The sequence below is a fragment of the Paraburkholderia terricola genome, from assembly GCF_003330825.1.
Classification (GTDB): domain Bacteria; phylum Pseudomonadota; class Gammaproteobacteria; order Burkholderiales; family Burkholderiaceae; genus Paraburkholderia; species Paraburkholderia terricola.
In genome coordinates this window covers 644,501-668,726 of sequence record NZ_CP024942.1, presented here as the reverse complement: position 1 = coordinate 668,726, position 24,226 = coordinate 644,501, and the positions used below count along the sequence as shown (strand labels likewise).

Genomic DNA, 24,226 nt, shown 5'->3' with positions numbered 1-24,226 from the left:
CTGGCAGTACCGGCGCGACTAGCCGAGCCGGACAATGAGCGCCTCGCCGCCCGCAAGACAATCGACGCCTTCGGTAATCGGTCCGCTATCGCGGCCCGGTATCGTCGACAACAACACGATGCCCCGCGGCAAATGCACGGCTGCGTCGGCGGCGCTCATGTTCAGCGCAATCAGAAGCCGTTGAGTTCCCGAGCGCCGCTCATAAGTCAGCACGTCGCCGTTCGCGGTGACGTGCTCGATCGCGCCGTCCACGAGCGCCGTATAGCTGCGTCGAATCGACAAGAGCCGGCGATGCAGCGACAGCATGCTCGACGCATCATCGCGTTGACTGGCGACGCTGGTCGTCGAGTTCACCGGCAACCATGGCCGGCCACTCGTGAAACCCGCATTGGGCAGGGACGAATCCCATTGCATCGGCGTGCGCTCAGGGTCGCGGCCCTGGCCGATGCCGGGCTGCCGAAGTTCGGCCGGGTCCCGCACCTGTTCGGGCGCAATGGCGCTGTCGGTCATGCCGATCTCGTCGCCGTAATAGAGCGTTGGCGTGCCGCGCAGCGTCAGCAACAGCACCGCGGCCACGCGTGCTTGCGCGGCGCCGAGGCGCGACGCCACGCGCGGGTTGTCGTGATTGCCGAGTACCCAGTTGGGCCAGGCGTGTTCCGGCAATGCGCGGTCGTAATCGCAGATTATTCTGCCGATGTCGGCCGCATTCCACGCTGCGTTCAGTAGCTGGAAATTGAACGGCATATTCGCGCCATCGCCGCTCGCGCCGTAGTACCGCATCAACTGCGGCACGGGCAGATAGATTTCGCCGATCAACACACGTTCGCCGTAATTATCGAGCGTGGCGCGCATCGAGCGCACGATCTCGTGTACCTCCGGTTGATCCTCGGTATAGGTCTGCAATAGCCGATGATGCTCCGGCTCGCCCGGCGTGAAAGCAGGGTTCGGCGGGTTATCGCGGAACCGGGCGTCCTTGATCAGCAGCCACAACACGTCCACGCGGAACCCGTCGACGCCGCGGGCCAGCCAGAAGCGCAGCACTTCGTCCATCGCCCGGCGCACTTCGGGATTGCGCCAGTTCAGGTCGGGTTGCTCGCGCAGGAACGCATGGTAGTAATACTGGCCCGTATGCGCGTCCCACTGCCACGCCGACCCTCCCATGCGGCTCAACCAGTTGTTCGGCGGCCCGCCGTCGGGCGCGGGATCGCGCCACAGATACCAGTCGCGCTTCGGGTTATCGCGGGAGGATCGGCTTTCCTCGAACCACGCATGACGCTCCGACGAATGATTCGGCACGAAGTCGAGCAGCACTTTCAGCCCGAGTGCGTGGGCGCGGTCCAAAAGTTGCTGGAAGTCGTCGAGCGTGCCGAAGATCGGGTCGATATTGCAATAGTCGGCGACGTCGTAGCCGAAATCCGCCATCGGCGAAGGGTAGATCGGGGAGATCCAGACTGCATCGACGCCAAGTGCCGCGAGATACTCGAGACGCGCGCCAATGCCCGCCAGGTCGCCGATGCCGTCGCCGTTGCTGTCCTGAAACGAGCGCGGATACACCTGATAGATCACGCCGCGTTGCCACCACGTCAGTTCGGGCATTGCCGTTCCTTTCACTGATCGATCGTTTAGACCTATGCTAAATGACCTCTGGTACAAGAATGCAATCGTCTATTGCCTCAGCGTCGGCACTTTCATGGACTCGAACGGAGATGGTGTCGGCGACTTTCAGGGCTTGGTGCGCCGGCTGCCTTATCTTCAGGGACTCGGCGTCACGACGATCTGGCTAATGCCGTTCCAGCCGTCGCCCGGTCGCGACAACGGCTACGACATCTCCGATTACTACAACGTCGATTCGAAGTACGGCACGCTGGGCGACTTCGCCGAGTTCACACATGCGTGCCACGAGCGAGGCATGCGCGTCATGGTCGACCTCGTGATCAATCACACGTCCGACCAGCACCCGTGGTTCAGGGAAGCACGCAGCGATCCCGCCTCGAAGTATCACGACTGGTACGTATGGGCCGACAGGCAGCCGCCTCATGCCAGGGACGGGGTCGTGTTTCCCGGCGTTCAGAAGTCGACCTGGACCTTCGACAAGCAGGCGAAGCGCTGGTTTTTCCATCGCTTCTACGATTTCCAGCCGGATCTGAATACCGCGAACCCGCAAGTGCACGCCGAACTGCTCAAGATAATGGGCTTCTGGCTTCAACTGGGCGTATCGGGATTCCGCATGGACGCCGTGCCTTTCGTGATTGGCACGAAGGGCGCGAAGGTACGCCAACCCGTCGAGCAATACGACATGCTGCGCTCGTTCCGCGAGTTCCTGCAATGGCGCACGGGCGACGCGATCATCCTCGCGGAAGCAAACGTCCTGCCCGATACCGACCTCGATTACTTCGGCGACGAAGGCGAGCGCCTGCAAATGATGTTCAACTTTCAGGTCAACCAGAACACGTTTTACACGCTCGCGACCGGCGATACGGGTCCGTTGAAGAAAGCGCTGACAGCGACGAAAGCGCGTCCCGCGACCGCGCAATGGGGCGTATTCCTGCGCAATCACGATGAACTCGATCTCGGCCGCCTCACGCCCGAACAACGCGCGGCCGTGTTCGCCGCGTTCGGCCCCGATCCCGACATGCAGCTCTACGGGCGCGGCATTCGCCGCAGGCTTGCGCCGATGCTCTCGGGCGACAGGCGCCGCGTCGAACTCGCTTACAGCCTGATGCTGACCTTGCCGGGCACGCCGGTATTTCGTTACGGCGATGAAATCGGCATGGGCGAGGACCTGAGCTTGCCGGAGCGTGAATGCGCGCGCACGCCGATGCAATGGTCGACCGAACCCCACGGCGGCTTCACGAAGCACCCCAATCCTTCGTCGCGCGTCATATCGGGCGGCGCATACGGGTTCGAGCGCGTGAACGTCGCGAGTCAGCGGCGCGATCCGAATTCGTTTCTGAACTGGACCGAGCGCATGATCCGCATGCGCCGCGAAGTGCCGGAAATCAGTTGGGGCGATTTCGCGATATTGCGTGCGTCGCGCAACGATGTTCTCGCCTTACGCTACGACTGGCGCAACAACTCGGTGGTGTGCGTGCATAACTTCGCAGCCGAGGCCTGCACCGTGAAATTCCGCTCGGGCTGCAACGGGCCAGGCGAGAACCGCCTCGTCAATCTTCTCTCCGACGACCACAGCGAGGAGGGCGATGATGGCCGGCATACGGTGGTGCTGGAGCCGTATGGGTATCGCTGGTATCGGGTGGGCGGCCTCGATTATCTGTTGAAGCGAAGCGAGCTTTAAGCGCACACGTTGCGGGCGCGCAGGATGCCTCACGGCGCGCTTTGCAGCGTCGTTTTCGTTTGCGTGTCCAGGGTGCCGCCGCCTAGCGACTGAAACAACGCCGCCGTATCCGTCAAGCGGCCCGCGTGCGCGCGCGTTCTATCCAATGCGGTTTCCAGCGCCTCGCGTTCGGCATCGAGCAGGTTAATGTGACTGATGCCGCCAGCGGAATAGCGCCGGCGCGCGACGTCGAGGCTGGCCCGCGCCTCGTCGGCGGCTTCGTCGCGTGCATGGAGTTCGTGCGCGTCGTTTTGCAACGCCGTCAACGAATCGGCTACTTGCTGCAATGCCTGCAACACCGTCCGCTGGTATCCGGCAAACGCGGCGTCGTAAGCCGCCTGGGCCGCGCGTCGTTCGGCGCGCAGTTGTCCGCCGCGAAAGACGGGCTGCGTCAGGTTGAGTCCCACGTTCCAGATGTTCAGGCCGTTCACGATGTCCTGAATGCGGGTTCGCTCGGAGCCGATGCCCGCCGACAACGAAAACCGCGGATACAGATTCGCGGTCGCCACGCCGACGTTGGCGCTCGCCTGATGCAGCAGCGCTTCGGCGGCTCGAATGTCGGGGCGCTCGCGGGCGAGTGTCGACGGCAGAGTAACGGGCACGTCGTCGGGCAGATGCAGCGCGTCCAGCGTGAGGTCGCTGAAATCCGCCTTCGACGGCGCGACGCCCACCAGGATCGCGAGTTGATGATCGGCCTGGGCGAGTTGCGTCGCGAGCGGCGGCAACGTTGCCCGTGTCTGTGCAAGCAGCGTGCGCTGACTGTGAATGTCGAGTTGCGAAACGCCGCCGGCCGCCAAACGTGCCTCAATGATTTCAAGTTGCAGCGCCTGTGCGTCGGCGAGGCGCTGGGTCAGCGTAATCTGCTCCTGCAATGAAGCACGCCGTACCGCCGCGGAGACGATATTGCCGGCGATGGACAAGCGCGCCGCGTCGAGTTCGAACGACTCGTAATCCACTTGCGCGAGACTCGCTTCGAGTGCGCGACGATTGCCGCCAAACAGATCGAATACATAAGACACGCTTACCGACGCATTGAACAACGAAAACGGCCCCGGATTCTGCACATTCGGAATGCCGAAGGCAGCGGGGTCGACTTTTTGCCTGGCGGCGGAGAAGCTAGCATCGATCGCCGGAAACTGCGTCGCGCCCGCTTGCGCGGTGTAGTTTTCGCGGGCCTGGATCAGTTTCGCGCGAGCTTGCGCGAGGGTCGGGCTTTGATGCAGCGCCTGGTCGACCAGGCGATCGAGCGCGTCCGAATGGAACTGTCGCCACCACATCGGTAGCGCATTGCCGGCGGTGCTGAATGTTTGCGCCGATCCCGTTGCGCTGCTCTTCGACGGGGTAGAGCCGGGCGCCGTGTCATGCAGATAGCCTTGCGTGTCCGGAGCCGCTGGCGCCTGAAAATCCGGGCCGACCGCGCAGCCGCACAGCGCCAATGCGTAAAAGATAGCGAGCGGTTTCATGGGCGTATTTCCTAATCGAGCGTGCGGCGATAAAAGCGCAGCGCGATTGCCATCACGATGACCGTAAACAGCATCATGGGCCATACCGAAGGCCACAGATCCGTCCAGCCATTGCCCTTGAGCAGAATGCCGCGAATCAGCCGGTTGAAATACGTTAGCGGCAACAGGTTGCCGATCCAGCGCGCCCATTGCGGCATGCCCGCGAAAGGAAACATGAAGCCCGACAGCAGGATGTTCGGCAGAAAGTAGAAGATGGTGAGCTGCACCGCCTGCAACTGATTTTTCGCGAGCGACGAGAGCGTGATGCCGACCGTCAGGTTCGCGGCAATAAAGAGCAACGCCGCGAGGTAGATCGCCACCGTGCTGCCGACAAAGGGCACATGAAATACGAAGCGCGTCGCGACCAGAATGATCGATACCTGAATCAGGCCGATCGCCACGTAAGGGACGATCTTGCCCGTCATCACCTCGACCGGCAGCACGGGCGTGGCGAGCAGGTTCTCCATCGTGCCGCGCTCGCGTTCGCGCGTGACGGCGAGGCCTGTCATCATCACGAGCGTCATCGTGAGAATCACGCCCATCAAGCCGGGAACCACGTTGTATTGCGTAATGCCTTCCGGGTTGTACAGGTTGTGAACCTGCACGCCGAACGCGCTTTGACCGCCGCGCAGCGGCGCGAGCGGACCGGTGATGTCTCGTTGCGCGACGGTCTGGGCCAGATTCGGCAACGCGGCGACCGCCGCGTTGGTCGCGGTCGGATCGGTGGCATCGGCTTCGACCAGCAATGACGGATGCTCGCCGCGCAGCAGTCTCTTCGAGAAATCGACGGGTACGTTCAGCACGAATTGCACGCGGCCCTGCGCGAGCGCGCGGCGCCCGGCCTGCTCGTCGGGCAGGGTTTCGACGATGTCGAAATAGGCCGAATTTTTCATCGCGGCGACGAAGCTGCGCGAGAATTCGCTCTGGTCGTGAACGATCACGGCGGTCGGCAGATGCCGCGGGTCGGTGTTGATCGCGAAGCCGAACAGCGCCAGTTGAACGATCGGCAAGCCGACGATCATGCCGAAGGTAACGCGATCGCGCCGTAATTGAAGAAACTCCTTGAGCACGATGCTCCACCAGCGGCTCAGCGAGAACACGACGCGCTCGCTCACGATGCCGCTCCGAAATTGTCTTTCGCGTGGCTCATCAAATAGATGAATACATCTTCGAGACCGGTGGCGATCGGCTCGATGCGCAGCGGCGTGTTTTCGGTGGCTTGCCTCACCGCGCGTTCCAATGCCGCGTGGTCTTGTCCGCTCGCGTGCAGTTCCGCACCGAATACGACGGTCTGGTCGACGCCGGGCGTTGCGCGAAGCTGCTCCGACAGTGCGCTCAGGCGCTCGCCATGAATCGCCCAGGTGGCGAGATCCTGCGATTCGATTACTTCGCTCGACGTGCCTTGCGCCAGCAGCTTGCCATAGGCGATATACGCGAGCTTGTGGCAACGTTCGGCTTCGTCCATGTAATGCGTGCTGACGAGCACCGAAATGCCGCGCGCCGCGAGCCGATGCAGTTCCTCCCAGAAGTCGCGCCGCGCGGTGGGATCGACACCGGCAGTCGGTTCATCCAGTAGCAGCAGTTTGGGCTCGTGCAGCATGCACGCGGCGAGCGCGAGACGTTGTTTCCAGCCGCCGGACAACGAGCCCGTCAACTGATGCGCGCGGCTTTGCAATCCAAGCGATTCGAGCGAGCGGTCGACGGCTTCGCGCCGGTTGCGCATCTGATAGAGGCGTGCGACGAAGTCGAGGTTCTCGCGGATGGTCAGATCTTCCCAATACGAGAAACGCTGCGTCATGTAGCCCACGTTGCGTTTGATCTGCCCGCTCTCGCGCTGGATGTCGTAACCGAGGCAGGTGCCGGTGCCGGAGTCGGGGGTGAGCAGGCCGCACATCAGCCGGATGCAGGTTGTCTTGCCGCTGCCGTTCGGCCCGAGAAAGCCGAAGATCTCGCCACGCGCGACGCGCATGGATACGTCGTTGACCACATGCTTGTCGCCGAAACGCTTGTTCAGATCATGAACGTCGATGGCGTAGTCGTACTTTTTTTCTGTCATTTCAACACCACCGTCACGGGTTGCCCCGGATGAAGCATGGCGGCGTCCGCAACCTGCGGGTGCGCTTCGATCAGAAAGACCAGTTTGCTGCGGCTCTCGTTGCTGTAGATGACGGGCGGCGTATATTCCGCCTGGTTCGATAGGTAGGTGATTGTCGCGGATATGTCGGCTGCGCAGCCGTCGCAATGTATCGCCACCGCACGCCCCGGCGCGAGGCCGCCGACGATGTTCTCGGGAACGAAGAAACGCACCTTGATGTTCCGCGGCGGCAACATCTGCACGACGGGGCTGCCGGCGGGCACCCACTCACCGATGCGATAAAGGGTGTCGTAAATCCGTCCCTCGGCTGGCGCGCGCACGTGTTTTTGATCGAGCTTCCACTGGGCTTGCGCGAGAGCGGCTTCGGCGGCGGCGACTTGCGCTCGCTGGGCGGCGATCTGCTGAGCGCGGCCCGGCAAACGCGCCACTTCGACCTGGTTGGTCATTTCCCGCACTTGCGCGGCGGTGGCTTCCGCGTTCGCGCGCGAATCGTCGAGTTGGGCTTTCGCAATGCCGCCTGCCTTGAACTGCGCCTCGTCGCGCACGAGTTGCAATGACGCTTTGCGCGCGTTGGCGACGGCCTCGGCGAGCTGCGCCCGCGTGACGTTCACTTCGGGCGCACGCTTGCCCGTCTCGATGTCCGCGAGTTGCGCGCGCGCCGACGCGAGCTGCTGCCGGGCTTGTTCGAGCGCGGCTGTTTCGTCCACGGATTCCAGCGCAAACAGCGGCGCGTCCGCTCTCACCATGTCCCCGCGTGCGACCGGCAACTGTGTCAGCTTGCCCGCTTGCGACGACCCGAGATAAACGTATTCGCCCTCGACGTAGCCCTGATACGCAGGTGTCTCGTGACGCGAGCAACCCGCAAGCATGCCGCCGACCAGCAGCGGCAATACGATGAAGAGAACACGGGTCATGCCATCCTCCACGAAGCGGGGCATGGGTTCTATTCCCACACAGACGTTGTCGTCCGAAGTAGAATCGATCATATGCGAATTTGAATTCGTATTCAAAGTGTTTGCAGCCTGACGCTCTGACCATGCCGACGTCCCCGAGAAAAACCGCAGCGAAACCGCCACGGCGCGCCACGCGGCCCGACGGCGCGGCCACGCGTCAACATCTGCTCCACACCGCTGGGCAAGTGTTCGCCGAGCGCGGTTTCGCGGACGCGACGAGCAAGGAAATCTGCGAGCGCGCCGGCACGCCGATGGCCTCGGTCAACTATCACTTCGGCAGTCGCGAGGCGCTTTATGAAGCGGCGCTGGTCGAGGCGCACCGGCAGGTGGTCGGCCTCGAGGAACTCGCGGCGCTGGTTGAGGGATTGGACGACCCGAGAGACAGGCTTCGCGCGGTGATTTCGCGGTTTGTCGGTCTTTCAACCAACGCCGCCACGCCGTGGGGTTTCATGCTGATGCTGCGCGAGGCGTTTTCCCCGTCGCCCGCCATGCCCGCGTTGATCGAGAAAGCCGTGCGCCCCAAGGCCGTATTCCTGTTGGGCTTGCTCAGCGAGGTCTTGGGATTGAATCCGCTGGCGCCGGTCGTGCAGCGCGCAATGATGTTCACGATCCTGCCGTGCATCGCAATGATGATCGCGCCGAAGCCGATGAAAGAGGCCTTGCTGCCGGCCGTGGCACAAGACGCGAAAGCGCTCGAGCAGGATCTCGTGTGCTTCGTGATGGCCGGGCTCGACGCGATTGCCGCCGCTCATCGTTAGCGCCGCGCCAACGCATGAGATTGTCCCGCCGGCTAGATCAGCCCAGTTGCGATGGCCTTGACGACGGCTTGCACCTTGTTGGTGGCAGCCAGTTTCGATAGCACGTTGTTGACGTGAAAATTGACCGTGCGCTCGGAGATGCTGAGGATTTTCCCTATCTCATAGGACGTCTTGCCGTCGCCGGTCCAGCGCAGCACCTCGCGCTCCCGGGCGGTCAGCATGATGCTCGCCTCGGCTGCGAGCTTGCTTTGAAGGAACTGACTCATCAGCATGTGACAAACATTCGACAGCCAGTTAGCCGGCATTTGCAACTGCTCGATCTCCGCGGGCGTCAACGGGTCTGCGTGGCGCGACATTGTCAGCAACCCGAAGGCGCCATGCGTCGTCCAGCTCGGGTGGGCGACGCCGACCTTGATGCCGAAGTCGCGCGCATCGGACCACAAACGTTGAGCCTCGTCATGCGTCGATTGAGGCCAGACGATCAGATCGGCGCTGCGCATGCCCGCGCGTACGGTCGGATCGATGTCGAGAAAACGATTGACGTGGTAGTGCGTCATCCAGCCCGGCGGATAAGTATCGAAAATCGCGACCGTGGGTTTCGATACCGGCAACGGCATGCGAATACCGTAGCAACAATATTCGAATCCAAGACGCTCCGCGAATGACGCAATCTTCTCGAACAGCTCGTATTCGTCTTTTGCCGAGCGGAATAGCTGGTAAGCATCATCAAAGTACGATTCCATTGCGTCCCCGAACTAACCGTTTTTATGAGCAAGCCCGTCCAGGGGCTACATAGAATGGCAACGCGCAATCCCTCCATTGACCGGGCGGGCGTCAGTTGGGCGGGATGGGTATATCGACGGTACGTGAGGCACTTTCCTGATCGCCTGGGGCGACGTGCGAAACAAAGTGCGAAGCAACGTGCGAAGCAAGCTCATGGGCGTTGATCGCATGGGCGCCGATCTGGAAATGGGCGGTTCCGCATAAGCGCCTGCACACCGGCTCATGCGCTTGAACTGGCCGCATACGGTGGCGGCCACGATTCCGCTTACCGTCAAGGAGCCGCAGTCCATTGTCTCCTCCGTTTGCCGACACTGAGCGTTGCATCTGAAATGCATGGATCTCGAACGTCGCCGCACTCATTTATAAGCAAAAGCGGATCGCTTTTCAATCATGGGTAGTTACTAGCCGAGCATTTCAGGCAATGGCGATTTTTTTGCCGTAATGCCCTGTCAACTCTATCAGTTACCCCACGCCAATCCCCGCGCTTTAATGCGCTCGATAAAAAGAAACGGGGATGCATGATGGAGACTTTCGTTCACGACAATGGACGGCTGCCTGAGGCCGTGGGCGACGCGCTTGCGCAGTATCGGCATGCGGTATTCGTCAAGCAGTTGGGATGGCGCCTGCCCATGGCACACGACGGCTTCGAACGCGATCAATATGATCGTGACGACACGGTGTACGTCGTCGCCAATGACGAGGCCGGGTCGATTTGCGGCTGCGCCAGGCTTTTGCCGACGACACTGCCGTATCTTCTCAAAGACCTGTTTCCGTTTCTGCTTGCCGAAAGAATGTCGGCGCCGGAATCGCCTGACGTGTGGGAACTGTCGCGCTTCGCCGCGAGTACGCTTAGCGCCGGTCATGTGGCGGCCGGCAATCTTGCGTGGGTGTTTCGCCCGATGCTCGCTGCCGTCGTGCGATGCGCGGCGCAGTTGGGCGCGCGGCGCCTGATCGGCGTGACTTACCTCAGCATGGAGCGGCTATTCCGGCGCATCGGCGTGCAGGCGCACCGTGCCGGGCCCGCGCAATGCATTGATGGAAGAATGGTCGTTGCATGCTGGATAGATATCGACAATCAAACGCTTTCAGCGCTCGGTGTCGAAGTCGCGCATGGCGGAATTCGCCAACTGGTCGCGCCCGTTTGATGCGAATTCAACGTGCGCTGGAACCTGTTGGATCCGTCCTCGTGAATCCAACAGGTACATGCGGATTGTTATGAAGCTCCGCTAGTTCAGCACATTACGCGACGGTAATGTACGGGTCCCACCAGAAGTAGCCGTACAGTTCCTGGTCCTGTCCATTGTCGGCCAGTTTATAAAGTCCGAAGGCGATGCCGAATCCTTCCCTGCCGCTCGACCGGACTTTCGAATCGAACACCGAGAAGTTCGTCTGCTTCCGAATGGGCGGGAGTCCATTCCGGCTGGGTGAATCGGCGTTGGGTTGTACCGCGCCGTTTCGCACGACCATGTCCGCGTTGAACTGATTGAAGACCTGATCGCCCGAGAAATGCTTGACGTCGTACACGATCACGGCGTCGTCGGAGTTGTTGTAAATCGAAACGCCGGTGAAGGCCACGTTGTCCCCCACGTTCGCCCTGAATTCCAGATCGCCCGTGCCCTGGCCGGAGATGATGCCTCGCGAACCCGTGCACAGCATGAACTGATGATCGTGAGCGATACCGGTCGGCGTGTTCTGGTCCTTGCTCGGGTTCGGATACGCTTGCTTGATATATTCGGTGTCAACGACGACGAGCACGTTGATGTCCACACCGCTTGCTTTCAACACTGTTTCAGCCATGATGTTCCTCTCCAGTTTCCTTTGTTTGTCCGAGACTGCCTGGCGACACCTGGTCTAAGTGTCACGTGCAATGTCCTCTTATTTCCGGGTTCACACAGCTCGCAAAGTAAACAGGAGAGGGAGTAGATCGACAGCCGTCAAACCACTTTTTTCATATCGAGGCGATGACAAAGTGACAGGCGTAATAGCCGAAAGTCTTCTGGGTCTGTCCATCGTCAGCCAGTGTATAGAGCGCGAAGGCGAGCTCCAGCGTCTCAACGCCGCGTTCGAGAACGGTCGATGAGATGCGCGAGAAACTGGCTTCCCTGTGGGTGGGCGGCAAACCGTCGCGATCCTGCGAGTCCGGGTTAGGTTCGACTGCCCCCGATCTCGTGAGAACGACGAGTTGTGGCGGCGCGACAATGCTTCCGTCGACGGAAGGTCGCAAAGAATAGAGCAGCACGGCGTCTTGCGAATTGGCGGAACTGGAGGTGCCCGCAATCGAGACGATGTCGCCAATATTTGCGTTGAGCCTCGGCTTTCCTGTTGCCTGAAAGCGGATTGCGTCTCGCGCGTCCGTGCAGATCGAAACCGGGCAATGGTGGCCCAAAGCCTTCGGGTGCGATGCGTCGCGATTGGGTCGATAAGCGCTGGTGATTTCGTCGGTGTCGACGACGACAAGCACATTGATGCGCCGCGGGGCCGGTCGTATCGGATATTCGGATTCCATATGCGCTCGATAGGTTCGCCACTCGCCGTGGCGTGAACAACACTGGTGGAACGTGTCGAGCCAATTTTGCGCTTAGGCCCTCTCTTGTGAACCTGTCAGTATCGTCAGGGCGAACGCGGCCCGCGTGCCATTCGCCGCGCTACTCATGGCTGGCCGCGCGCGCCAGCCGGTGCGACACGCCAGATGGTATTGCCGACGTCGTCCGCGACCAGCAATGCACCCTTTGCATCGATCGCCACGCCTACGGGTCTGCCTTGTGCATGCCCGTCGAGTGTGAGAAAGCCGGTCAGGAAATCTTCGGGTCCTGCGCCCGGTCGTCCGCCCGAAAACGGCACGAACACGACTTTGTAGCCGCTATGCGGCTTGCGATTCCACGAGCCATGCTGGCCGATGAATGCGCCGTTCCAGTAATGTTTCGGGAATAGCCGCGCGGTATAGAAAACCAGTCCGAGCGACGCGGTGTGATTGCCCAGCGCGTAATCGGGCACAACCGCCTTCGCGACCAGATCCGGGCGTTGCGGTTTGACCCGCGTGTCGACATGCTGGCCGTAGTAGCTATAAGGGAAGCCGTAAAACGCGCCGTCGTGCACGGCGGTCATGTAGTCGGGCACGAGTTCATTGCCGAGATCGTCGCGTTCATTCACGACGGTCCATAGCGCGCCGCTTTCGGGTTGCCACGACAAGCCATTGGGATTGCGCAAGCCGGTCGCGAACGGCCGCAGGGTCTGCGTGACGATATCGAATTGCAGAATCCGTGCGCGGTCCGCCTCGGCCTCCATGCCGTTTTCGGCGACATTGCTGTTCGATCCGATCGTCACGTACAGATGCTTGCCGTCGCGGTCCGCGACAATGTTCTTGGTCCAGTGATGATTGATCGGCCCGGCCGGCAGATCCGCCACTTTCACGCCCGGCGAGGTGATCGTCGTTTCGCCGGTTCGGTAGGGGAAGCGAAGCAATGCATCCGTATTGGCGACATAAAGCTGATCGCCGACGAGCGCCATGCCGAAGGGCGAGTGAAGGTCCTTGAGAAAAACCGCTTGCGTTGTCGCAGCGGCCCCGCCGCTTGCCGCGCGCAGAAGAATGATCCGGTCGGGGCTGGGCACGCCGGCTCCGGCGCGTTTCATCACCTGTCGCGTGATCCAGCCGAATACGCCGCTTCCCTGGTCGTGCGCCTTCGGCGCATTGCTTTCGGCAACCAGAACGTCGCCATTCGGCAAGGTATACAGCCAGCGTGGATGATCGAGGCCCTCGGCGAATGCCGTGACGGTGAAGCCCGGCGGCGCGGCCGGCGCGGTGCCGGGTGTGCGCTGTTGGGCGGGCGCGATGTTGAGGGTCGGCAGCAAGGACGACTGCGGGGCCGGCAGGACAGGATTCGGGCCGAAGCCCGTTTCGACCGACGCCGAGGGACCGATTGCGCACGCCAGCAGGGGCAGTGCCAACAAGGCGATGAGATGAGCAGGCACCCGCATGGCATCTCCGGGAATGATTCGTTGAGTTCACATCCTCGGTAGCAAGATATCTGCCCGACGATTCGGGCCATCAGGCATGCCGGTGTGCAAGTCGCACAAGCTGTTTCGGATCGTGAGAGTCGGGATGTGGAAATTAGCGAAAAAAAACAGGAACTTCCGCGGAACAGGTCTTGTCCACGAAGCTCGCGGCCCCTGACCGGGCGGCACGAACCGCGAGGAGGATGTATCGATGGAAAAAGGACGCGTTGCCGCGCTCGACGTCGGCCGGGCGCTCGCGATCGTCGGTGTGGTTGCAGTACACCTGTCGTTTCAGTTTCCGAATCTGCCGCATAGCGTCACGTTATTGGCGCGCATGGGTCAATACGGCGTGCAGTTGTTCTTCGTGATCAGCGCCATCACGATCTTCATGACGCTCGAGGCGGACCATGAGCGTTGCGCGGGCGCGCGGCACGTCACATTGCGTTTCTATATCAAGCGTTTCTTTCGCATTGCCCCGATGTATTACGCGGCGATCGCCGTCTATGGACTGATCAGCTACGGCGCGACGCAGTCGGGCTACGAGCGCGCGTGGGTGCTCGGCGCGCACGGCGCAACGGACATCCTGCTCAACGTACTGTTTCTGCACGCGCTGTCGCCTACCGCGATCAACAACGTGGTGCCCGGAGGGTGGTCGATCGGCGTCGAAATGCTGTTCTATCTGATCGCGCCGCTGCTGTTTTTTGTCGCGATGAACCGTCTGCGCTTATTGATCGCCACGGTGTTGCTACTGGCGCTTTCTCTCTTCGCGTTGTCGATCGGCGATTGTCGCGGCACGTTCGTTTGTCATGTGAGCAATAACTCGTTCAGCTATTTCTGGCCGCCGGTGCAAGGGCCGTGCTTCATCATCGGCATGTGGGCGTGGTACGCGTTCCGCTCGCATCTGACGGGCGCATCGAGCGTGACGCGGCGCACGGCGTGGTTATTTTTCTCGCTCGCTTCGGTCTTCGCGCTCGCGACCGCGGCGCTCGGCGTGTGGCTTGCGAAAGCCCATGAACTCGCGCCGATTTTCGCCGCGTGCAGCGCGGTCGCGTTTCTGCTGTTCGTCTGCTCGCGCCGCCATGACGCGCGTGGCGGCGAACCGCGCGGCACGTTGATTCGCCGCTGTGCGGACGCGCTTGGCCGCGAAAGCTACGGCATCTATCTGTGGCACTTCGTCTGCGTTTATGCGACGTTGCATTTCTTCGAGGGCGTGTTCGGGCAGAGCGACCGCAAGACGTCGCTCGTGCTCTTCATCGCGACGGTGCTGGCGGTGCTCGCCGCGTCGTATGCGTTCTCGCGCGTCTCCGACCGGATGATTCAGGGACGCGCGACGCGTTTGTCACGCAGCATCCTCGCGCATGTGGACCGGCGCTTTCATGGCGGTGGCCGGGTGTGATGGTTGATGCAACGAGGTCTGGTGCCAGGTCACCCGCTAGGCCGACAAAATGTCCTTCGATTGAATCCGCTTCACGCCCGCGCGGTCCATGTTCTTCCACGCGGCCGCTAGCGAGCCGTTCAGGTCGATGGCGCGCGTCGCATCTTCGATCACATAGGCCTTGAATCCCGCCTTGCGGGCGTCCATTGCCGTCCATGCAACGCAGAAGTCGGTTGCCAGGCCCGTCACGAACACGGTGTCGATATGCCGCTGCTTGAGGTATCCCGACAGGCCGGTCTTGGTCTTGTGATCGGCTTCCTCAAACGCGGAGTAGCTGTCGATGTTCTTGTGAAAGCCCTTGCGGATGATCAATTGTGCCGTGGGCAGCTTGAGATTCTTTTCGAGCGCGGCGTCTTCGGTGCCTTGCACGCAGTGGTCCGGCCACAAGACCTGCGTGCCGTACGACAACTGCGCCGTCTCGAACGGCTTCTTGCCGGAATGGGAGCTGGCGAACGACGCGTGCCCCGCCGTGTGCCAGTCTTGCGTGATGACAATGTTCTCGAACTTCTCGGCCAACTGGTTGATGAGCGGCACGACCTCGGCGCCGCCCTTCACCGGCAAGGAGCCGCCTTCGATAAAGCAATTCTGGACGTCCACGACGATCAACACGGACTTGCTGTCGGGCTTGATCGTCGTTCCCGATGACGCCGACGCCGCAAGAGCGCTCAAACCTCCCAGGCCGAAAAGATGAGTCAGACCAAGCGCGGTGGTCGATTTGATGAGCGCCCTGCGATGGTTTGCTATCACGGCGAATCTCCATTCTGATCGAAACCTTAATCATAGCGGCGCCAAATTCATGCCGCGCATTGCCGTCATTCCGAGCATGGCGTCAGGATATCCCTAGCGGCCATTCCGGATACCTGTCGTTTTTTTTCCGTGCTTCCTGACTGCGTGAGATTCGCGCTGCAATTAGCATCGGGTATCGATACACCCCTGCGGTTGCCTTTCGGCGATTTCCCATCTTTCCTGGCGCGAGAACAAAGCGGAGCCGGCGACGCACGTCTGCGTGCGCCCGTTCCGCACGTGCCGTGAAGAAAGCGAGCGCGCCGCCCTTGGCTTATCTGCCGCATTGCTGTCCGTTCGTGGAATGTTCATGCGAGCGGATGACGACACATCTAAACACCGGCTTCACCATCAATAGAGCGCAGTCAGCGCGCCCTCTGGTTTTACTTCTCTACTCGATAACGCCAAAGCGGGACGACTTTGATCGATCCGGCTGAATCCTTGGGGCTAACCGGCTTTTTAGCGAATACATACAGGCGATGATGAGACATCCAAGATTACTGCAGGTCGCCGCGGCGACAGCGTTGGCGTGGTTTGGCGCGGAAAACGCATTGGCTCAAACCAGCACGATTACCGTTTCGGGACTGCAATACGCGCTGTGCGGACAGGAGAATGGCAATTGCACATTCTCGGGAACCGGTTCGGTGGTGTTCGGGGCCGTTCCGCCCAATTCGCCGTCGGTCATGCTGACGGCGCCGCGTACCTTCAGCAATGGGGTGGGCTGTTACGTCGGCGCGGTTTCGCAGACAGATCCCGCGTTCGGCTACGGCAAATCGTGCTGGGTGAGGCTGGCTAACGCCGCCACGCCGACACCGGCACCGGCACCGGCACCAACGCCAACGCCAACGCCAACGCCAACGCCATCACCGACTCCATCACCGACTCCATCACCAACTCCATCACCAACTCCATCACCAACTCCATCACCAACGCCCGCACCAACAACAACCTCGACACTCTCCTGCGGCACGCCGACCCAAACGGCGGGTGGCAGCGCGAACGGATTGATCAGCGCGGACACCCCCACCACCGACGGCCTGCGCATCTTCCAGAACAACGCACCGTTCAAGCTCGCGATCACGACAAATTCGCAGAGCGCGGATACGGTGATCTGGTCCGTTGCCGACACGAATGGCGCGATCAAGGCGCAGGGAAGTTTCGCGGTGAGCGCCGGCGCGCAGACCAATACGATTCCCTGTACGTCGACATGGTCCGGCTACGGCGCGCTTACCGCGACGCTGCGCGCGAATGGCGGCACGCTGCCGAGAAGCGGAACGCGCCCGATGGGTATCGCGACATTCGGTGTATTGCCCAATCTCAAGCCGGTATTGGGCACCGTGACGTACGCGCACCAGGATCAACACCGTTTCGGCATGCAGGGTTTCAACGGCAATATCGCCGCGCTGCGCGCTCTGGGGATCTCGTGGACGATCGACGATCGTCAGCAATCGGTCATGGAGCCCAATGGCCCGAACACCTACACGCCGAGCGTGAACGATCTCGATCCGTTCTATAAAGCCAATCCTGATCAGATGCGCATCGTGCGTCTCGATGGACTGCCCGCCTGGAATTCGAAGACCGGCCAGTACACCGACAGCTACTATGCGCCGCTGAACATGCCCGAGTTCCAGAACTTCATGGCGAGAGTCGGTAGCGATACGAGCCTGATCCGCGCGGCAAACTATCCGAACCAGCAGAAGAACTACTATCAGGTGACGTGGGAGCCGAGCCTCGGCTGGTCGGATAGCGACGCGAATTTCGTCGCCATGTACAAGGCTGCTTACGAAGGCATTCACTCCACCGATCCGAACGCAGTCGTGATGGGCACGGCCAATCCGTTCGCCGCGAATTGCGACACCTGCACCACCGGCTATCTGAAGAAGTTCGGCGCGCTGGGTCTGTGGAATTACATCGATGCCGTATCGACGCATGGCTACTGGAATGCCGGCACCTATCCGGCTCATCCGCCCGAGTTGCAGGATTCCGATCCCGATCCGGCGAACCAGGCCAACGCGCTCGACAAACAGATGGCGCAGTTGCGCTCGGTGATGCAGGCGGGCAAGCCGAACATGAAGCTCTTCTTCACCGAAGCAGGCGCGAGCTACGATCCCGGCCTCAGCTACGGCCCCACGGTGCCGTCGCAGAACCAGTTGTTCGCGCATGCCGCGGTTGGCGTGCGGGCGCACATCATCGTGCTCGGCGGCGGCGCACAGCTCACCACGTTTTTCTATGGGGCTGACTATCCGGGCGAAGTGGGATACGGCACGTTCTTCGACCTGAATAACGCACAGGGCGCATTCGGCGCAACGAATCTTTCGCCGAAGCCCGAAGCGATGGCCTTCGCCACGATGACTCGCGTTCTGGACGGCACCAACACCTTGGGCCGGGTCACGGGCGCGCCGTCGGGAACCTTCGTGTATGCGTTCCAGCAACTCGGCAACGGCAAGGTCGTGACCGCCGCATGGGCGCACAGCAACGCGCAGTGGCCCACCAGCGGCGGCGTGTATAGCCAGACGTACTCGACCGGTTATTCGCTTCAGGTCGACAGTCCGGGGACGTCGGGTAACGTGACGAAGATCGACGGTTACGGGAACACGAGCACGCTCCCCTATACCGACGGCCGGGTCGCGCTGACACTCACGGAGGTGCCGCAGTACATCGTGTCGAATAACGCGACGATTGCGAAAAGCAATGCGACGGTGCCGCTCGGCTATACCGGTCAATAAACGCCGACGATAAACGCCGACGAGAAACGCCAATAGGAGAGCGTTCAGAACCATTGACGCGCCGCTCGCGAACGGCGGCGCGTCGATAACCTCGGTTGGATTTCCCGTTCGTCTCAACGGTTGCTGGCACGCGTGATGCTGATATCACTGTGCCTATACGGCGACGAGACAGCTTCGAATGGGAGACGACCATGAACATGATCAGAATAGCGAGCGGCGCGATAGCGATCGCCGCCAGCGTCTGCGCGTTTGCGCAAGGCGGAACCGATAAATCGACCACGCAGGCCCAGCCACGCGAGGAACCGGGAAAGGCCGGACAGCAGATGCAGGAAGAAGCCGGCAAGGGCGTTCATGGCAACGCGTCGGGCACCCTGATGGACAAGCGCGCGAAAGCGATGTCGCCCGAGGGAGCGTCGGCGTCGAGCGAGACAGCACCGATCAAGCAATGAGTTTCCTTATCGCTCAGCGCTGCTCCAACTCCAGATAAACCCGTTGCACGTTTTGCGGGTGCGCCACCGAATACAGTTTCCATGTACGAAAGCGCGGTGTTTGTGTGCGCTCCTTCGCGCTCACGAGTCCGTCGCCGGAAGCGTACGCGTGACGCACCGCCGCATCGAGTGCGCGCAGGTACTCGCCGGTCTCGCCGATGCGCGCAGGCGCGACCACCGGACCGAAGGCGGGCACCACCTTGGCGACGCCAGGCGTATTGTCGATCTGCTTGAGCGCAGCGAGCCAGCCGGGGATCGACTCGTTGCGAAGCTCGGGAATACGTCCGATGTTCACGAGCGCGCCGGCGAACAGCACGCCGGTTTGCACGTCGCGCACCGCAAGGTCGCCCGGCGTCGCGGCGGTGCCGAAGTAGAGCAGTTCGAGTTCGCGCCCGCCCACCTGGAGGCGCGTCGAATCGTCGACGGTGCGGTCCGGCACCGTCACGCGCGAGCCGGCCATTTCGTCCTCGCCCAGTGTGCGGCGCAGATTCTTCAAACAGATCGCGCAGCGTGCGGCGATCAATTCGGCGGTGCGGCGGTGCGCCAGAATCGGCACGCCCGCATCGCGAAACGCGGCCGCGCCGAACACGAATTCGGGCGCTTGATGGGTGAGGATCACCAACTCGATCGGCAAGGGCGTGACGCGATGAATCGCTTCGATCATCGCGCGGCCATAGCGGTACGACGAGCCGGTGTCGATCACCACCACGCCGCTCGGGCCCACCAGAAAGCCGTTATTCGCGACGATGCCATGATTGCGCGGCGCGACCGCGTCGCCGTTGCCGAGCATCGCGTAGACGCCCGGCGCGAGTTCGACCGGCTTCGGAATGTCACGCCCCGTCGCGACCGCGGGCAGGACAGCGCTGCCCGATGCCGCCATCGCGGGCGACGCTTGCGTGGACGCTGCGTCGGCCTCGGCCGGCTGCGCGTGCGCGGTGCGCAACGGCAGGACCAGCATCAGCAACGCGAGCCATGTACCGGCGAGCGCTGCCGCCATGCACCGCGAGATGCGCTGGGTCGAAGCGGCGCGCGCGTGACGTGCCTCGCTCATCCGCTTCTTCGTCACATGTGCGCCGGCGCGGGCTGGGCCGCGACGCCTTGCGCCGGCACGCTGATCGCGCTTTCGAAGACGTGTTTTTGCGTGTCCTGTACGGCCGCCTTCAGTTCGCCGCTGCCGCGCGGCATGAAATAAAAGCGGAAGTTCGGATTCTCGCTGATCGAGAAATTCACGTTCGCGGTCATCACCGGCTTGCCCGCGTAGGTCACGTCGATCTTGCGAACGTAATAGGCGGACGCATACATGCGGGTGATCTGGTTCATCGCCATGCCGGTACGATTGGGATGGCTGATCATCAGCTGCGCGAGTTGCGGTTGGCCGGCGGGCGCGGCGCCCTCGGTGCGCAGACGCATCTTGCCGACATTCACCGCGGCGGCTTCGTCGTCCTTGCCGGCCGGCGCCGAACAGCCGCCCGACGCCTTGACGAAACGCACCGCGCTATACAGGCGGCCGTCGTTGGTCTCCGCAATGGCGCGCATGAACGTGTAATCCTCCACACGTACACGCGTTTCGATGCTGGCGCGTCCCGACTCGGGCGTGAACTCGAACCATCCCGCGTAGGGTTCGGGGTTCTGGTCAATGAACAGATAAATCTTGCGGATGTAGCGCGTGGGCGTTTGCGGGAATTGCGCGGTGATCGAGATCGGCACGATCGCGGCGTCGGCGGCGCGCTTCGGCGCGTCGAGCTTGATGACCGCATCGCCGTGGGCGTCGATCGGCCGGTCCTGGAAGGTGCCCGCGCGGAAATCCAGCCAACTGGCCACCTTGTTGGGGTCGTCGTCGGGCGAGGACTGCGCCGCCTGGGTCACGTGGCCCATCGTCAGCATGCTGACGAGCGCGAATCCTGCGGCCCATGTCACCGCGTGAGGTTTCATGGCTTGCATCTGTCGTCTCCTTCATTCGCGGCGCGGGCACGGCATGCGCGCGGCGCTCATGGGTCCTGCTACTGCTACTGCTCCCACTCGAGTTCGGCATACGCCGCCGTCACATTGCGGCGGTGATAGACATCGACCAGCCGCCACCGGCCGCGCTGATCGACGCCGATCGTATCGACGGCCTGCTGCATGGTCTGGCCGGCACGGATTGCCGCGCGGACATCGCGCGCGAGGCGAGCCAGATAGTCGCGTTCGGCATCCAGCGCCTGGGGCCATTGAACGCGCAGGGGACCGTGCCCCGGCACCACACGCCGCACGCCCGGCAGTGCGCGGATTGTCGCGAGGTCGTCGAGCCAGCCGAGCACGCTGCCGTCGATCACCGGCAGACAGCCCGCAAACAGCAGATCGGCGAGCCACAGCGTGCCTGTTCTTTTATCGTAGACGGTCAGATCGTTGTTCGTATGGGCAGTTTTCCACGTGCGCAACGTCAGGACGCGCGAGCCGAGGTCGAGATCGAGCGTGTCGTGAACCGGCAGCGTGGGCGGAATCACGCGGCTGCCGGCGGCGACGTCGCCCAGTTCGCGCGTCAGCACGCGCAGATAGTTTGCCGCGTGCGACATCTCCGCTTCCGCCAGTTTGTCGCTGCCGACGAATTGCGGATGATCGTCGACGAACGCGGCGTTGCCGAGAATGTGGTCGGGATGCATGTGGGTATTGATCACATAACACACCGGCAGCGGCGTGACGGCGCGAATCGCGGCGCGCAGCGCGCGGCCCTCGGCGGCGGTGCCGCCGGTATCGATTACCGCGACGCAGCGTGTGCCGATCACGAAGCCGACGTTGGCGATGTCGCCGCCGTTCTGACGCGTCGCAACATCGTCGTGGCCGCGGTGGGCGTAGAGCCCCGGCGCCAGTTGCGTGACGCTCAACACGGCCGGCTGGGATACGGCCTTGGCCGTGGATGGCGCCGCATCCGCTGACGGCGTTGCTGCGGCGCACAGCAACGCGGCGCATAACCCTGCGATGAGCGCGCGGATCTCCGGGCGGATCAAGCCGTTTATTTCCGCGACCATAAGGAACCGGAGATGGGATGCACTGCGGTCTTCACCGTAAGTTGATAAAGAAGTGAGGCTCGGCGAAATCATAGCGCGGGCTTCCGCGAATAACCTAGCGACTTCCCGCGGCTTGCTGTAACGAAAGGCTGACACTTTGCTCACTGTCACCTTCCACGGCCGCCCGTCATGCGTATCCGTGCGTCGTGCCGTCAGAAACAAAAAAACGCCGTAGCGCTACGACTGCACACCGATATAGCGGCATGTGCGCCGGTCGCGCACTCGATCGCGCGCCCTGGGCATTGTCCTTGCATTCAGCCGTCTTTTCGACCAGCGATTTATCCCTGCAACCAGCCAAGGAGCTTACCCATGAGTACCGATCTGACATTCCGCGCGGGCGAAGCGACCGTGTTCGCCGCCGACGGCCAGGCGACCGACGCCATGCCGGAGATCCTGATCGGCCGCGTCGACGGCCCGGTCGGTCACGCGTTCGCCGGCATGATGGCGCAAAGCAAGGGGCACACGGCGATGTTCGCGATTCGCGCGTGCAATCAGATGGTGCGGCCCGCGACCATCATCGTCCCGAAGGTCACGCTGAAGGACATGGCGACCATCGATCTGTTCGGCGGAGTCGTGCAGTCCGCCACTGCCGACGCGGTGGTCGATTGTTTGATCGAGGGCATTCTGCCCAAGGACCAGGCCAACGACCTGTGCATCATCAGCCTCGTATGGATCGACCCGCGTTGCGTGACGGACCCCAACCTCGACAAGAAGGACATGTACCGCACCAACTACGAGGCGACGAAGCTCGCGATCCAGCGCGCGATGAACAACGAGCCGAGCGTCGAGACGCTGATCGCCAATCGCCACAGCATCAAACACGATATGGATGACTGGAGTTGAGCGGCGGCGAGCCGGCTTGTGAATGCTCGATGAAAGCCGCCATTCGATAACGCAAACGCTATCGGCCCATCCGGTTTCGACATTGAAGCCGGAGCGTTTCCATTCGTACACTTTCCGTTCAGTCACCCACGACCAAAAATGGCCGCGCGAGGCCATCTGAACGGAGACGCGATTTGGACAAGGACATCATCACCGCATCGGCCGCCGCAACGCGGCCCGCTCGCCTCAATTACCGCTGGCATGTGCTGATCTGGCTGCTGCTCGGCGGGATCATCAACGATCTGGACCGCGCGAGCCTGTCGATCGCCGCGCCCGGAATGATTCAGGAACTCGGGCTCACGCGCACGCAGATCGGCTTGCTCGGCAGCGTGTTCGCATGGACTTACGCGGTGATGCAGTTGCCGGCCGGATGGGTGATCGACCGCTTCGGCGCGAAGCGTGCGTACGCGCTCGGCATGATCTGGTGGAGCGTGGCGACCTGGTTGACGGGCGTGGTCGGGTCGATCTCGGGGTTAGTGGTGATGCGTGCGTTGCTCGCGGTGGGCGAGGCGCCGTGCTGGCCGACCTCGGCGAAAATCACCGCTGCATGGTTCCCGGCCAAGGAGCGCGGCTTCGCGACCGGCGTGTGGGACTCGTCGTCGAAATGGGGACCGGCGCTCGCGCCGGCCATGCTTGTCGCATTGATGATCGCGTTCGGCTGGCGCTCGCTGTTTCATGTGACGGGTGCGTTTGGCATCGGCTTCGCGCTGCTGTTTCTGCTGCTTTATCGCAACCCGGTCGACAGCCAACGCTTGTCGAAGGAAGAACTCGACTATATCGAGGCGGGCGGCGGCGGCCGTGAACGATCGCTCGCGACGTCGTCGCTCAAGTGGCGCTCGCTGTTCACTCGCCGTAGCGTGTGGGGGATGATTCTCGGCTACTTCTGCACGATCTGGCTGTGGAATATTTTCCTCGTATTTTTACCGTTGTATTTGCTCGACCGCTTTCATATCTCGTTCGCGCAACTCGGCATGTATGCGGGTATTCCTTGGGTCGGCGGCGCGTTGGGTGAAATCGCGGTGGGCTATCTGGCGAAGAAGATCGTCGATCGGGAACTCGCGTCGCCCATCGGCGCGAAGCGGCTGTTGATCGCGTGCTGCGCGGCGGGCGCCGCCGTTTGCGCGATTGCCATACCGTTTACGCATGCGCTGAGTGTGACGCTCGTGTTGTTTACCATCGGCCTTGCTTTCATTGCCGCGGTGATTGGTTCGGCCTGGGCGCTCGCGGCGGATATTGCGCCTTCGTCGATGATTGCGTCGGTGAGCGCGATTCAGAACTTCGGCGGTTATTTCGGCGGGGCCTTCTCGCCTGTTGTCGCGGGTTTTATTGTCGACCGGACGGGATCGTATGCGCTCGCGTTTATTTCAGGCGGCGCTATCGCGGGGTGTGCGGCGCTGTTCTACTGGTTTATGGCTCGGCAACCGATCAGGGACGATGCCGCTGCGTAGAG

21 protein-coding genes are annotated in these 24,226 nt (G+C 62.1%); 8 read left to right on the top strand and 13 right to left on the bottom strand.

Annotation, left to right across the window (positions count from 1 at the left end; translation table 11 throughout):
- Window positions 1-18 precede the first annotated feature (18 nt).
- On the bottom strand, window positions 19-1,596 hold the full coding sequence (locus tag CUJ90_RS21510) for an alpha-amylase family glycosyl hydrolase (RefSeq protein WP_114163891.1): 1,578 nt from the start codon (window positions 1,594-1,596) through the stop codon (window positions 19-21).
- A gap of 34 nt (window positions 1,597-1,630) precedes the next feature.
- Here CUJ90_RS21510 and CUJ90_RS21505 point away from each other — a divergent pair, with 34 nt between their 5' ends.
- Complete coding sequence (locus CUJ90_RS21505; protein WP_114163890.1) at window positions 1,631-3,295, top strand: alpha-amylase family protein; 1,665 nt, start codon at window positions 1,631-1,633, stop codon at window positions 3,293-3,295.
- A gap of 29 nt (window positions 3,296-3,324) precedes the next feature.
- On the opposite strand, the gene CUJ90_RS21500 is transcribed toward CUJ90_RS21505, so the two are convergent.
- The 4 genes from CUJ90_RS21500 to CUJ90_RS21485 are packed head-to-tail and all read right to left on the bottom strand — an operon-like array spanning window position 3,325 to window position 7,845.
- Window positions 3,325-4,797, bottom strand: coding sequence for an efflux transporter outer membrane subunit (locus CUJ90_RS21500; RefSeq protein WP_114163889.1), 1,473 nt, complete (start codon window positions 4,795-4,797; stop codon window positions 3,325-3,327).
- Between the two features lie 11 nt (window positions 4,798-4,808).
- Window positions 4,809-5,951: an ABC transporter permease gene (locus CUJ90_RS21495; RefSeq protein WP_073430420.1), complete on the bottom strand. Its 1,143-nt coding sequence runs from the start codon at window positions 5,949-5,951 to the stop codon at window positions 4,809-4,811.
- The gene (locus CUJ90_RS21490) at window positions 5,948-6,892 is read right to left on the bottom strand and encodes an ABC transporter ATP-binding protein (RefSeq protein WP_114163888.1); all 945 of its coding nucleotides are present in this window, start codon (window positions 6,890-6,892) and stop codon (window positions 5,948-5,950) included. Before CUJ90_RS21490 ends, CUJ90_RS21495 begins: the two co-directional genes overlap by 4 nt.
- Complete coding sequence (locus tag CUJ90_RS21485; RefSeq protein WP_114163887.1) at window positions 6,889-7,845, bottom strand: HlyD family secretion protein; 957 nt, start codon at window positions 7,843-7,845, stop codon at window positions 6,889-6,891. The genes CUJ90_RS21490 and CUJ90_RS21485 overlap by 4 nt, the downstream gene beginning before the upstream one ends.
- A gap of 122 nt (window positions 7,846-7,967) precedes the next feature.
- Between CUJ90_RS21485 and CUJ90_RS21480 the strand changes: the two genes are divergently transcribed.
- Entirely contained in the window at window positions 7,968-8,642 is a 675-nt protein-coding gene (locus tag CUJ90_RS21480; protein ID WP_073430417.1) for a TetR/AcrR family transcriptional regulator, read from the top strand.
- Between the two features lie 32 nt (window positions 8,643-8,674).
- On the opposite strand, the gene CUJ90_RS21475 is transcribed toward CUJ90_RS21480, so the two are convergent.
- Window positions 8,675-9,385, bottom strand: a complete 711-nt coding sequence (locus CUJ90_RS21475) for an autoinducer binding domain-containing protein (protein ID WP_114163886.1) — start codon at window positions 9,383-9,385, stop codon at window positions 8,675-8,677.
- Between the two features lie 561 nt (window positions 9,386-9,946).
- Here CUJ90_RS21475 and CUJ90_RS21470 point away from each other — a divergent pair.
- Window positions 9,947-10,570: an acyl-homoserine-lactone synthase gene (locus tag CUJ90_RS21470; protein WP_083082706.1), complete on the top strand. Its 624-nt coding sequence runs from the start codon at window positions 9,947-9,949 to the stop codon at window positions 10,568-10,570.
- 94 nt (window positions 10,571-10,664) lie between these two features.
- On the opposite strand, the gene CUJ90_RS21465 is transcribed toward CUJ90_RS21470, so the two are convergent.
- The 3 genes from CUJ90_RS21465 to CUJ90_RS21455 all read right to left on the bottom strand — a co-directional run bounded on the left by CUJ90_RS21465 (window position 10,665) and on the right by CUJ90_RS21455 (window position 13,400).
- On the bottom strand, window positions 10,665-11,222 hold the full coding sequence (locus tag CUJ90_RS21465) for an inclusion body family protein (protein ID WP_073430415.1): 558 nt from the start codon (window positions 11,220-11,222) through the stop codon (window positions 10,665-10,667).
- 151 nt (window positions 11,223-11,373) lie between these two features.
- Complete coding sequence (locus tag CUJ90_RS21460; RefSeq protein WP_114163885.1) at window positions 11,374-11,931, bottom strand: inclusion body family protein; 558 nt, start codon at window positions 11,929-11,931, stop codon at window positions 11,374-11,376.
- Window positions 11,932-12,074: 143 nt separating this feature from the next.
- Entirely contained in the window at window positions 12,075-13,400 is a 1,326-nt protein-coding gene (locus tag CUJ90_RS21455) for a PQQ-dependent sugar dehydrogenase (RefSeq protein WP_114163884.1), read from the bottom strand.
- A 229-nt stretch (window positions 13,401-13,629) separates the two neighbouring features.
- Here CUJ90_RS21455 and CUJ90_RS21450 point away from each other — a divergent pair, with 229 nt between their 5' ends.
- Complete coding sequence (locus CUJ90_RS21450) at window positions 13,630-14,814, top strand: acyltransferase family protein (protein WP_114163883.1); 1,185 nt, start codon at window positions 13,630-13,632, stop codon at window positions 14,812-14,814.
- A 36-nt stretch (window positions 14,815-14,850) separates the two neighbouring features.
- On the opposite strand, the gene pncA is transcribed toward CUJ90_RS21450, so the two are convergent.
- A complete protein-coding gene (gene pncA, locus CUJ90_RS21445) occupies window positions 14,851-15,597 on the bottom strand; it encodes a bifunctional nicotinamidase/pyrazinamidase (RefSeq protein ID WP_422879726.1) in 747 nt (248 codons plus the stop codon).
- Window positions 15,598-16,640: 1,043 nt separating this feature from the next.
- Here pncA and CUJ90_RS21440 point away from each other — a divergent pair.
- Both CUJ90_RS21440 and CUJ90_RS21435 read left to right on the top strand, forming a co-directional pair.
- Window positions 16,641-18,362 carry a hypothetical protein gene (locus CUJ90_RS21440; RefSeq protein WP_244220106.1) on the top strand — a complete coding sequence of 574 codons (1,722 nt, stop codon included), beginning with the start codon at window positions 16,641-16,643 and terminating at the stop codon, window positions 18,360-18,362.
- A 191-nt stretch (window positions 18,363-18,553) separates the two neighbouring features.
- Complete coding sequence (locus tag CUJ90_RS21435; protein WP_073430409.1) at window positions 18,554-18,811, top strand: hypothetical protein; 258 nt, start codon at window positions 18,554-18,556, stop codon at window positions 18,809-18,811.
- A 13-nt stretch (window positions 18,812-18,824) separates the two neighbouring features.
- Here the strand turns inward: CUJ90_RS21435 and CUJ90_RS21430 are convergent, their stop codons facing one another.
- The 3 genes from CUJ90_RS21430 to CUJ90_RS21420 form a co-directional block, all read right to left on the bottom strand.
- Window positions 18,825-19,901 (bottom strand): MBL fold metallo-hydrolase, encoded by a 1,077-nt coding sequence (locus CUJ90_RS21430; protein ID WP_114163880.1) that lies wholly within the window; start codon window positions 19,899-19,901, stop codon window positions 18,825-18,827.
- Window positions 19,902-19,912: 11 nt separating this feature from the next.
- On the bottom strand, window positions 19,913-20,791 hold the full coding sequence (locus CUJ90_RS21425; protein WP_235004902.1) for a quinoprotein dehydrogenase-associated SoxYZ-like carrier: 879 nt from the start codon (window positions 20,789-20,791) through the stop codon (window positions 19,913-19,915).
- A gap of 65 nt (window positions 20,792-20,856) precedes the next feature.
- Window positions 20,857-21,855, bottom strand: a complete 999-nt coding sequence (locus CUJ90_RS21420; RefSeq protein ID WP_084561445.1) for a quinoprotein relay system zinc metallohydrolase 2 — start codon at window positions 21,853-21,855, stop codon at window positions 20,857-20,859.
- A gap of 348 nt (window positions 21,856-22,203) precedes the next feature.
- On the opposite strand from CUJ90_RS21420, the gene fae reads away from it, so the two are divergent.
- Together fae and CUJ90_RS21410 are read left to right on the top strand one after the other, a co-directional pair.
- Window positions 22,204-22,737 (top strand): formaldehyde-activating enzyme, encoded by a 534-nt coding sequence (gene fae, locus CUJ90_RS21415; protein WP_073430408.1) that lies wholly within the window; start codon window positions 22,204-22,206, stop codon window positions 22,735-22,737.
- A gap of 173 nt (window positions 22,738-22,910) precedes the next feature.
- Window positions 22,911-24,224 (top strand): MFS transporter, encoded by a 1,314-nt coding sequence (locus tag CUJ90_RS21410; RefSeq protein WP_114163879.1) that lies wholly within the window; start codon window positions 22,911-22,913, stop codon window positions 24,222-24,224.
- The last annotated feature ends 2 nt before the right edge of the window (window positions 24,225-24,226 follow it).